The following is a 9,876-nucleotide window of genomic DNA, read 5'->3' as shown; positions in this document are numbered from 1 at the left end:
AGAGTCGTCTCACAAGTAGTAAAAACCTACTTATGGGACAGCCCCTTTTCACGGTACCCGTAAATATGAACATTAGAAAGAGTATTCATTAATATGATTATGAATAGATATTGTGCTTGTTTGTAAGCGCTTAACCACTTATAATGGTTGATAATCCACAAATATCCAAATTAGTCTAGAGGGGGTTCTGCATGAATCTTTTGGCCGCTGTAACCGTTCCGAGCGTCAAACGTCACAAGAAAAAACGCTGGCCGCGCATTACCGGAATCATTGTTTTGGTCTTAGTTCTTTTGCTTGCCTGCGCAGGGGGATACGTTTATTGGTTCGTGAATAAAAGCCTGCCTGTCGTACAAGGGAAACTCAATATTTCTGGACTGGAAAAGGAAGTGACGGTATGGAGGGATGCTTCCGGTGTTCCGCATATCGAGGCGCAAAACGAACATGATCTCTACATGGCTCAAGGTTACGTAACGGCGCAGGATCGCATGTTCCAGATGGATTTGAGCCGCAGGCAGGCTTCCGGGCAGCTTAGTGAAGTAGTGGGGGCTAAGGCAATCGACCGGGATAAATTTTTCCGGGCGTTTAGTTTGCGGCGTGCGGCAGAGGTTTCTCTGGGAGCTTACTCAGAAGAGTACCGACAGGTGCTGCAATGGTATGCGGATGGCGTCAACAAGTACATCAAGCATGCAAAAGCCACCAGTTCACTACCGGTCGAATTTGCGATTCTGGGGTATGAACCCGCGGAATGGCAGCCTGTGGACTCCTTGACGATTGGCAAATACATGGCCTATGATCTGGCAGGCAACTGGGAGGGGCAGGCTTTTAGGTACGCAATGGCGCAGAAGCTGTCAACAGAGAAATTTCAGTCGCTTATGCCAACCTATCCGAAGGATGGGGCAATGATCATTCAAGCGTTAAAAGAACGACCGGTCGATGTGACAGCGCTGGCAGCTACCGCGGTTCCGCGGGATCCATTTAACGGCAGCAATAACTGGGTCGTATCTGGAGAGAAGTCGGTATCCGGCAAGCCGATGCTGGCCAATGACCCGCATCTAGGTCTGAGTACGCCGTCCATCTGGTATGAGACGCATCTCACAGCACCGGAGCTGAACGTGAGCGGAGTGATTTTTGCGGGCGTTCCAGGGATCATTCTCGGGCATAACGACACGATAGCCTGGGGGGTGACGAATCTGAGTCCGGACGTACAGGATCTCTATATTGAGAAAAGAAACCCGAACAATCCGCATCAATTCGAATATATGGGGAAATGGGAGGAGGCCAAGGTTTATCAAGAGGAAATTAAGGTAAAAGGCGAGGCTCCGGTGCCCTATGAAGTTGTCGTGACCCGGCATGGCCCGATTATCTCTGAATTCGCGCATGATCAGCGGCAGGAAACAGCGCTTGCGATGAAATGGACCGCCTTGGATGCAACGACCGAGCTCGAAGCGGTTCAGATGTTCGCGAAAGCGCAGAACTGGGAGGATTTCAAGCAGGCGTTGACACATTTTCAAGCACCTGCTCAAAATTTTGTTTTTGTTTCTACGGATGGCACGATTGCCTACCGTGGGAACGGTCTGATTCCGATCCGCAAAAAAGGCGACGGTTCGGTTCCGGTACCAGGCTGGACGGATGAATATGAGTGGATGGGATATATCCCGTGGGATGAACTGCCCACAACCGTGAACCCAAAGGAAGGGTATATCGCTACGGCGAACAATAAAGTGATCGGCGACAGCTATCCGTATCATCTAACGGACGTCTGGTCCCAGCCATACCGTGAAGCGCGTATCCAACAGGTGCTGTCTGCCAAGGATAAGCTAACCATAGAGGATATGGAAAAACTTCAATTTGACCGCCATAACCTTCAGGCAGAAGAGTTTGTTGATGAGTTGATTGCCAAGATCAAAGACTCGCCGGGTTTGCGGCAAATCGACCGCGACGTGCTTTCGCTTGTACAAGGCTGGAATAAAGTGAATGATCCGGATCAGGCTGCGCCGCTTGGTTTTGAGCTGTGGATGCAGGGTTTTGATGATGTGCTATTCAAATCCGAGATCAACGCTGACTTGATGGAGCTTTTTAACAATAAATCGGTCGTTAAGGATGAAATGCTCCGCAGGGCGCTTCAAGGTGAGCAGGAGCCATGGATCGACGAAAAAGGCGGAATCGAAAAGGTGGCGCTGCAGGCATTCCAGCTGGCTGTGGATCAGGCTGTTTCGCTGCAGGGCAAACATCCGGACAAATGGCAGTGGGGTAAGTTTCATCAGGTTGATTTTGCCCATCCTCTAGGCGCTGTGAAGCCGTTGGATCTGATTTTTAATGCCAAGTCAGTTCCGATGGGCGGCGGCCGTGTCACCGTCGGGGCCGCAGGTTGGGATGCGGAGAGCGGCGAAGTCACCCATGGGGCACCGTGGCGAACGGTCATCGATATGTCCAATCCGACCCGTTCGATGAATGTGGTGGGGCCCGGCCAATCCGGACATGTGCTGAGCAAGTGGTACCATGACCAGGTGGATGACTGGTCGACCGGACAATACCACGTCACGAGTATCGAACCGAATGAATACCGAAAGGCAGGAGATGAACTGAAATTAGTGCCGGAATGAGAAGGGAAATGCGATAGATTCTCCAGACAACACACGACCCAGTCTAAGATAGAGCTATGTAAGGCTGGGTCGTGTGACGCTTACAAGAACGGCCTCGCGACCGGCAGGAGTCTATCGGAAAAGGTACTCAGGCTCTCAGATGGACATCTTCTGCAAATGCGCTTCGAGCCGGTCAAGATTTTCCTTGGTGTGTAAAGATGCGATTTCCTTGATGGCGTTGAATATGGCTTCATCTTCAAAAAGCTGGCGCATCGTTAGTTTGGTTGTGCCGCCAAGAGCCTCGAAGGTTGCCGTGAGTTGAAAATGGGGGTCATATAGATAGCGCAGCACGATCCGTTCTAGCCCGATTTCGACAAATTCGTTTTTATTGGGATAATCGACTCCGTCCGGTCCGTGCATCACAAACTCCCATATCCCTCCCGGCCGTAAATCAAATTCGAGAAAAGTGTTCGTAAACCCGTTCGGACCCCACCACTGTGCCAAATGCTCGGGTTTAGTCCAGGCTTCGTAAACGAGGGAATGGGATGAACTTATCACCCTCGTTGTTACCAACTCCTTTTCTTCCGCTACGCTGATTTCACAGTTTGCCGCATGGTTTTCCGTCATGCCCGTTCCTCCCTCGCCTTAGGTTCTCAGATGGACATCTTCTGCAACTGCGCTTCGAGCCGATCAAGATTTTCTTCGTTGGCTGGAGTTGAAATTTTCTTGATGGCGTTGAATACGGCAGCGTCTTCGAAAAGCTGGCGCCATGTTAGTCTGGTTGTACCGCCAAGATCCTCGAAGGTTGCCGTGAGTTGATAATGGGGTTCACATACGTGCCGCAGCACGATCCGTTCTGGCCCGATTTCGACAAATTCGCTTTTATTGGGATATTCGGCTCCGTTCGGTCCGTGCATCACAAACTCCCATGTCCCTCCCGGCCGTAAATCAAATTCGTGAAAAGTGTTTGTAAACCCGTTCGGACCCCACCACTGTGCCAAATGCTCGGGTTTAGTCCAGGCTTCGTAAACGAGAGCAGGGGATGCATTTATCACTCTCGTTGTTACCAATTCGTATTCTTCCGCTGCGTTGGTTTCGCTATTTGTCGCATGCTTTTCTGTCATGCCCATTCCTCCTTTACATAGTAAAATAGGTTAGTCGATCTCCAGCTGCACACCCAGCTTATCCATCATCTCCTTGGTTCCGTGCTCGCGCTGAGCCGGTGTATCGTGGCCATCGAGAAAGACGCCTTGCTCGGTGAAAATCAGCTTTGTGCCTTCTCCCTCTGGCTTGAACTCGACGGTCGTTGCGGAAACGGAAATTCGCGTCTCGCCCATATCCAACGTATAGGTATAAACGATGCGCTCGTCTGGCACAATGTCGTGGTACCGGGCATTGAAGGTAAACACTGCTCCGCCGGGAGGCCCACCTTGTGTGCGTTCTCCACCGCCGACACGGAAGTCAAACTCATCTGCTTTCGAAAACCATTGCTCTTTCATGTGAGGATTCGCCCAGTAGGCAAAAACCTTTGCTGGCGGAGCTTTGTACACTCGTTCAACGACGAAAGTGTGATGAATGGAAGATCGTTCGTTCATGATTTTCAGCTCCCTTGATTCGATTCGTCGGCATCCTTGTCGAGGAGATCGCCAAGCTGATCCAGGCGATGCTCCCAGTTCATCCAACGTTCGAGGATCACTTTTTCTTGGCTCTTTTTCATCATTTCTAATAATTTTGTAAAATCTTCAACCGTCACTGGTTGTTTCAAAAGCATGAGTTCGGACACGGATTCCAATCCGGACAAAAGCTTTTGTTGCATCTGGATCGTTTCTTTTAGACGGGCGATTTGCAGCGACACAATTTGCAGCGGACTAAAATGGCCGCCGGTTACTACGGACTTAATCTCCTCAAGCGATAAGCCTAGCTCTTTTAAGGACAAAATTTGTTGCAGTCTCGATAGGTCGGCCTGGTTATACAGCCTGTGCCCCGAATCGGAATGCGCCGAAGGAGAAAACAGGCCAATCTGATCGTAAAATCTCAATGTTCGTAATGTGAGTCCTGTGAGCTTAGCAAGATCTCCGACTTTCCAAAGCTGCTTCATAATCACCTCTTTTTGTGCTGCGCATCTATTTGCCGGCAACTATACTATAAAACATGACGTTACGTAAGGTGCAAGTGTTATCTCTTGAAACGGAAAAAATATAACGAAAAGGCCCTAACATAACGTTATGCTAGGGCCCTTCGTATTTCTAAATCACTCCAATTACATTTAAAAATACGATTATAATTGCAATTGGTGCTATATAGCGAAGTAAGAATAACCATAATACGAATAATTTATAGCCTTTATTTTCACTTACTTCCAATTCTCTCATTAATACATCTTTCTTCATTTTTAACGGTACAAAGATCGCAACTAATAATACACCGAGTGGCATAAGAACATTACTTACTGTAAAGTCAGCTAAATCAAAGACGGTTTTGCCAAACAATTCCACATCACTTAATATGCCATAGGATAGCGCCGATGGAATCCCTACGACAAAGATTAGTAATCCGACAATCAGTGCCATTTTTTCGCGTTTCCCGTTCCCTTTTTTCGATAAAGAGGCAACGCTAATTTCCAACATCGAGATTGCGGATGTTATCGTTGCAAAGAAAAATAGTAACAAGAAAATAATGAAGAATAGCTTTCCGAATGCCATTTTACTGAAAATCGCTGGCAATACAACAAATAATAGACCTGGCCCTTGAGATGGTTCCATTCCAAATGCGAATACAACCGGGAAAATAGCAAGTCCAGCAAGCAATGTAATCACAAGCGTTAAACCGACGATAGAAAATGCGGAACGCGGTAAACTTTCTTCTTTCGGTAAGTATGAGCTATACGTTACCATGACTCCTACACCGACAGATAATGAGAAGAACGATTGACCCATCGCATATAACACAATTTCAGATGTTACATGTGAGAAATCTGGTTGTAAGAAGAAACGAACTCCTTCTCCAGCACCATCTAATGTAAGTGCTCGAACAATTAATACAAAGAATAAAACAAATAGTGCTGGCATGAAATATTTATTTACTTTTTCAACACCGTTTTGTACACCTTTACTTACGATAAAAATAGTAATCAAAATAAATAATAGCTGTGCTCCAACCGCCAAATATGGATTGGAAATGATTTCACCAAAAGTTGCTTCGTACGCGCCATTTCCTTCCCATAGTCTGCCTGTAATTGCGTTCCATAAATATAATAGAATCCATCCTCCTACAACACTGTAGAATGAAAGCAATATGAAGCAGGTTACAATCCCTAATTTGCCGACCCACGGCCATAGCGTCTTTGGAGCAATATCTCTGTATGCCTCAACAGCCTCTTTTTGTGCACTTCTTCCAATTACAAATTCCGCCAATAATAACGGTAAACCAATTAATAAAGTAAAACCGATGAAAATAAGAAAGAACGCACCGCCGCCTCCAATACCGGCCATATATGGGAACTTCCATATCGCGCCAAGGCCAATTGCTGAACCTGCTGCAGCTAAAATGAAACCTAATTTCGATGTCCATTGCTGTGAATCCATCTCTTTATCTCCTCTCTGCTTCTTCTATTTCTTTGTCTATTACGATTCGGTCTTTATTCATATTGTTCTATCGTAGATCCTTTCTCATACAACCACTTCCTTTCAAATAAAAAACGTCCCTACGTAAATACGTAGGGACGATGAAATATCGCGGTACCACCCTAGTTGTGAAGATACAACAAGAGTAAGACCTAAATAAAAACGTCCCTACGCAAATACGTAGGGACGATAAAATATCGCGGTACCACCCTAGTTATGAAGATAGAACAAGAGTAAGACCTAAATAAAAAACGTCCCTACGTAAATACGTAGGGACGATATATATATATCGCGGTACCACCCTAGTTGTGAACAAAATTCTTCACCACTTTATTTGATAACGGTATTCACTACCGTCTTTCATTTCCTCACAAGTGAGATTTATGAAAGATGCTCCAGGACGAACTTCATGAATAATCTATATACTGATTCACACCAACCATCAGCTCTCTGAGATAGGGAGATTTCCACTACTTTATCCTTTCATAGCCCAAATATGTAGTTTTCCGAAATGGATATTAACATTTTTATCACGCATTAAAAATTGTGTCAACTAATTTTTGATTTTCAATGTATTATTTTTCGATATAAATAAACTTTTGAATGAATACTACTGGACCTATTTTTCCATGATATGCCTTTACTTGAAATTGCAAACGGTTGTAATATTTAGTCAGGAAATTTCCGAAAAAATAACTGAATATAACTCATATTTAGTTGAGAAATTCGGACTGAAGCCGATTCAAGCAAGTAGTGAATCTGTAAGTGAAGCGGCTAGAGAGCTTAAGCTTAAACATGGCCTTGATAAAGTTTATCCAGTAATTTATAACGTAGATCAAATGTTTTTAGTAAAAAGAACTTTTGATAAAGTTAGTGGGAAATTGTCAGTAAGTCACATGTGGTCAATCAACTTTGTCACTAGTAATACTGGGATAACAGTAACTGTATTGAATATCGGCAATGATTCATAACGTGGCATCATCTAAAATAAACAACCCTTATTTTCTCTTTCCAACTAAGTGTAGCTGATCCAAATGATCAAAGTATGTATGAGAGGATGAGATAATTGAATCTAATGCAACTTAAGGTGCCAGCAGGTTATGCCGTAACCTATAACAAATTCTACGATATAGATCCAATGCTTAGTGAGGGTAATGATTACCTAATTGAGAACTGGGGATTCTTCACAGAAGATTTATTACAAATAGTTAAGCTGAAAATTAATAATGGAAAATGGTACATTCCTGAAAATGAAGACGTTTTACTCTTTGATCTAGGTTGGTACCCAGATTCAGATATAAATGGTCATTACCATTTGCAACTTGTTGATGGACAATGGAATCAAATTAAAAGCATCTCTTCAAAAGATCGATTTTTAATTAAAGTGGCACTTGAAGAATGGATGGAAGAACATCAAAAAGTGTAATATTATTGCGCAACTCAAAGAAATTGGAGTAATCCTAAGGGGATGAAAGACATAATAAACAAACTATCGGTTGAGAATCGGAAAAGCAAGTATGTAAAAATTGCTCATCCAATAATACTAATTGATGAGCAGCCTCTGGATGACATATTAAATGAATTCTATCCTGATGATATGATTGTAGGTTTGATTCCAACAATCGTTGATTGGATAAGTTTTGATGAGGAATCGAAAGTAATAGAGCATATATATGAATCGAAGGATGTTATTAAGATATTACCGATACTAATGTGTCCGGATGATTGCGATTTGTCATGTACTGTCATTGTTGCAGAGGTGGAAACGACAAATGATCAGATAAAGTGGAACCGGATTGGAATAGATAAGAATAATCCTATGGAAGTAATTAATAAATATAAATTCTTTGAAACAGGAATTGAATGGCTAGATAACGTTCCAGGAATGACTTTTAGTAAAGAAGATTACAAATCTTTAGATAAGATTTATAAGCGCAGAATCCCATGCCTAGCTCCTTAAGGCTCTCGGATTCGGAGATAGATACAAGAACATTATGTGAAATACCTGCAAAGGAACTGGTGGTGACATTGAGTTGCTTAATTTCGATTTGAATAAGTCCTTAGATGACCTTGAAGGATGTGATTGGGGGCATCCAGAGTATAATTCAGGTCTCATCATAAATGTACATAGATTAAGAAAAACACCCTTAAAGGATTTTACAAATGAAGATCTAAGAGTAATGATTTTGCAGCAAATTAGCCTAGATTACATACTGCCGATTGCTTTCACACGGTTGATTCGTAATCCGATTGCCTCTGGTGACCACTACACAGGTGATTTGTTCTGTGCAATCTTACATGTGAATCAAAATTATTGGAGGAATAACGATGAACTGAAACATGAGTTAGAATACTTAATTGATGAATTTGAGGAGACGATTAATAGTATCATTGGTTCCATTAATAAATATAGAAATACGATTAAGGATATCTAAACCAATAGAATATTTGGGGAAATAATGAAGTTATTCTTAAACACTACGCCGTTCAGGCTTGAAATAGGATGTGGATTAGGTTACGGATCGAGCGGTTAAGTACAGAATCCTGGGACTTTTCATGCGCAGTATTAAAAAATAGAAACAGTAAATAGCTAGATGAAGTTTCGAAGAAAGTCAAATAACACCGTATTTGAGCTATGGGCTTGCTCTTGGTAGGTGACAGAACCCCGTACTCAGCTTATAAGCCTGCAAGGTTAATTCCTTTTGATCCAAATTGACACGGCTTAGGTCTCTCGGGTTCTCAATCCCAGAACGTATACGAATCGGGGGAAAAGAGTGAGTTCGTAAAAGAGAGGGAGTAATTGAGTTGATAATCGAACTAGACGGTTACTTTTTACATAAGTACTTATTGTCTAATTCTGATTTAGAAATAAGTGAACTTGAAAGAATGTTTGGTCAAATTACTGTTCGAGGTGAAAGACCGGAAGGGATCTATGAATACTTGTGTAAAGAATATGGAATGAAAGAAATTGAAAAAATCAATGATAGAAGAATAGATATAGTGATTGATCTTGATACCTTTAAGATTTACAAACCGATTTATTAAACATAATATCTGATAGGCAATTCGACGCATACAATAACATCATCTTGCAACACATTTACGCATCGAGTTCCCGGCTCTCGTTCCCCGAGAAGAATTCGGTGGAGAAGCGGAAACAGGGAGTCAACCCTACGGAATCTAAACGTGACGCCGACGGTCGCTGACCCTACATAAGATGAAATCTGGATAAATCCATAAACAAGAACATGAACTGAAATCATTGAAAAACTAGTCAAGTAAGATCAAATGAAACAGTAAAGGGTGGAATCCATTGAAGCTACATTACACAGAGTCGGGAAATACAAAAGCTTCTCTCATTGTTTTCTTACATGGGGGAGGAGTGAGTGGTTGGATGTGGGCGAAACAAATTGAATACTTTAAAGATTATCATTGCTTAGTTCCGGACTTACCTGGACATGGGAAGAGTCCTTGCACAGACTTCTCAATTCAGAATTGTGCTGAAGAAATATTAAATTTGATTCTAACTAAAGCACAAGGCAAAAAGGTTATTTTAATCGGATTTTCTTTAGGCGCACAAGTTGCTATGGAAATACTAAGTATGAACCCAGATATAGTAGATTCTCATAAGCCCCTTAATGAACTTGGACACTAAGAGTGTATATGATTTA

General features: G+C 42.8%; 12 protein-coding genes and 1 other annotated feature. Of the genes, 7 read left to right on the top strand and 5 right to left on the bottom strand.

Features of this window, described 5'->3' with window-relative positions:
- Window positions 1–191 precede the first annotated feature (191 nt).
- Window positions 192–2,603 carry a penicillin acylase family protein gene (locus PBN151_RS30105; protein ID WP_072732263.1) on the top strand — a complete coding sequence of 804 codons (2,412 nt, stop codon included), beginning with the start codon at window positions 192–194 and terminating at the stop codon, window positions 2,601–2,603.
- Between the two features lie 135 nt (window positions 2,604–2,738).
- On the opposite strand, the gene PBN151_RS30100 is transcribed toward PBN151_RS30105, so the two are convergent.
- From PBN151_RS30100 to PBN151_RS30080, 5 genes are all read right to left on the bottom strand, one after another.
- Complete coding sequence (locus tag PBN151_RS30100; protein ID WP_072732262.1) at window positions 2,739–3,209, bottom strand: SRPBCC family protein; 471 nt, start codon at window positions 3,207–3,209, stop codon at window positions 2,739–2,741.
- A 26-nt stretch (window positions 3,210–3,235) separates the two neighbouring features.
- Window positions 3,236–3,706 carry an SRPBCC family protein gene (locus tag PBN151_RS30095; RefSeq protein ID WP_072732261.1) on the bottom strand — a complete coding sequence of 157 codons (471 nt, stop codon included), beginning with the start codon at window positions 3,704–3,706 and terminating at the stop codon, window positions 3,236–3,238.
- 30 nt (window positions 3,707–3,736) lie between these two features.
- Window positions 3,737–4,177 (bottom strand): SRPBCC family protein, encoded by a 441-nt coding sequence (locus tag PBN151_RS30090; protein WP_072732260.1) that lies wholly within the window; start codon window positions 4,175–4,177, stop codon window positions 3,737–3,739.
- Window positions 4,178–4,182: 5 nt separating this feature from the next.
- Window positions 4,183–4,680, bottom strand: coding sequence for a MerR family transcriptional regulator (locus PBN151_RS30085; RefSeq protein WP_072732259.1), 498 nt, complete (start codon window positions 4,678–4,680; stop codon window positions 4,183–4,185).
- A 148-nt stretch (window positions 4,681–4,828) separates the two neighbouring features.
- Window positions 4,829–6,166 carry a sodium-dependent transporter gene (locus PBN151_RS30080; RefSeq protein ID WP_072732258.1) on the bottom strand — a complete coding sequence of 446 codons (1,338 nt, stop codon included), beginning with the start codon at window positions 6,164–6,166 and terminating at the stop codon, window positions 4,829–4,831.
- Window positions 6,167–6,473: 307 nt separating this feature from the next.
- Window positions 6,474–6,701, bottom strand: a binding site (T-box leader).
- 148 nt (window positions 6,702–6,849) lie between these two features.
- On the opposite strand from PBN151_RS30080, the gene PBN151_RS30075 reads away from it, so the two are divergent.
- The 6 genes from PBN151_RS30075 to PBN151_RS30050 all read left to right on the top strand — a co-directional run bounded on the left by PBN151_RS30075 (window position 6,850) and on the right by PBN151_RS30050 (window position 9,860).
- Window positions 6,850–7,176, top strand: a complete 327-nt coding sequence (locus PBN151_RS30075) for a hypothetical protein (RefSeq protein WP_072732257.1) — start codon at window positions 6,850–6,852, stop codon at window positions 7,174–7,176.
- A 104-nt stretch (window positions 7,177–7,280) separates the two neighbouring features.
- Window positions 7,281–7,631: a hypothetical protein gene (locus PBN151_RS30070; protein WP_227775240.1), complete on the top strand. Its 351-nt coding sequence runs from the start codon at window positions 7,281–7,283 to the stop codon at window positions 7,629–7,631.
- Window positions 7,632–7,673: 42 nt separating this feature from the next.
- Window positions 7,674–8,165 carry a hypothetical protein gene (locus PBN151_RS30065; protein ID WP_072732255.1) on the top strand — a complete coding sequence of 164 codons (492 nt, stop codon included), beginning with the start codon at window positions 7,674–7,676 and terminating at the stop codon, window positions 8,163–8,165.
- An 88-nt stretch (window positions 8,166–8,253) separates the two neighbouring features.
- Window positions 8,254–8,640, top strand: a complete 387-nt coding sequence (locus PBN151_RS30060) for a contact-dependent growth inhibition system immunity protein (RefSeq protein ID WP_227775238.1) — start codon at window positions 8,254–8,256, stop codon at window positions 8,638–8,640.
- A 370-nt stretch (window positions 8,641–9,010) separates the two neighbouring features.
- Window positions 9,011–9,250, top strand: coding sequence for a hypothetical protein (locus PBN151_RS30055; protein WP_072732253.1), 240 nt, complete (start codon window positions 9,011–9,013; stop codon window positions 9,248–9,250).
- A gap of 268 nt (window positions 9,251–9,518) precedes the next feature.
- Complete coding sequence (locus PBN151_RS30050; RefSeq protein ID WP_072732252.1) at window positions 9,519–9,860, top strand: alpha/beta fold hydrolase; 342 nt, start codon at window positions 9,519–9,521, stop codon at window positions 9,858–9,860.
- The last annotated feature ends 16 nt before the right edge of the window (window positions 9,861–9,876 follow it).

It is taken from the genome of Paenibacillus sp. NAIST15-1 (assembly GCF_001894745.1).
Classification (GTDB): Bacteria; Bacillota; Bacilli; order Paenibacillales; family Paenibacillaceae; genus Paenibacillus_B; species Paenibacillus_B suaedae.
This window is presented reverse-complemented; position numbering and strand designations above follow the sequence as displayed.

What these genes read in the sequence shown, in the direction of transcription:
- PBN151_RS30105 (WP_072732263.1), top strand. Translation starts at nt 192, where the DNA reads ATGAATCTTTTGGCCGCTGTAACCGTTCCGAGCGTCAAACGTCACAAG.
- PBN151_RS30100 (WP_072732262.1), bottom strand. Translation starts at nt 3,209, where the DNA reads ATGACGGAAAACCATGCGGCAAACTGTGAAATCAGCGTAGCGGAAGAA.
- PBN151_RS30095 (WP_072732261.1), bottom strand. Translation starts at nt 3,706, where the DNA reads ATGACAGAAAAGCATGCGACAAATAGCGAAACCAACGCAGCGGAAGAA.
- PBN151_RS30090 (WP_072732260.1), bottom strand. Translation starts at nt 4,177, where the DNA reads ATGAACGAACGATCTTCCATTCATCACACTTTCGTCGTTGAACGAGTG.
- PBN151_RS30085 (WP_072732259.1), bottom strand. Translation starts at nt 4,680, where the DNA reads ATGAAGCAGCTTTGGAAAGTCGGAGATCTTGCTAAGCTCACAGGACTC.
- PBN151_RS30080 (WP_072732258.1), bottom strand. Translation starts at nt 6,166, where the DNA reads ATGGATTCACAGCAATGGACATCGAAATTAGGTTTCATTTTAGCTGCA.
- PBN151_RS30070 (WP_227775240.1), top strand. Translation starts at nt 7,281, where the DNA reads ATGCAACTTAAGGTGCCAGCAGGTTATGCCGTAACCTATAACAAATTC.
- PBN151_RS30065 (WP_072732255.1), top strand. Translation starts at nt 7,674, where the DNA reads ATGAAAGACATAATAAACAAACTATCGGTTGAGAATCGGAAAAGCAAG.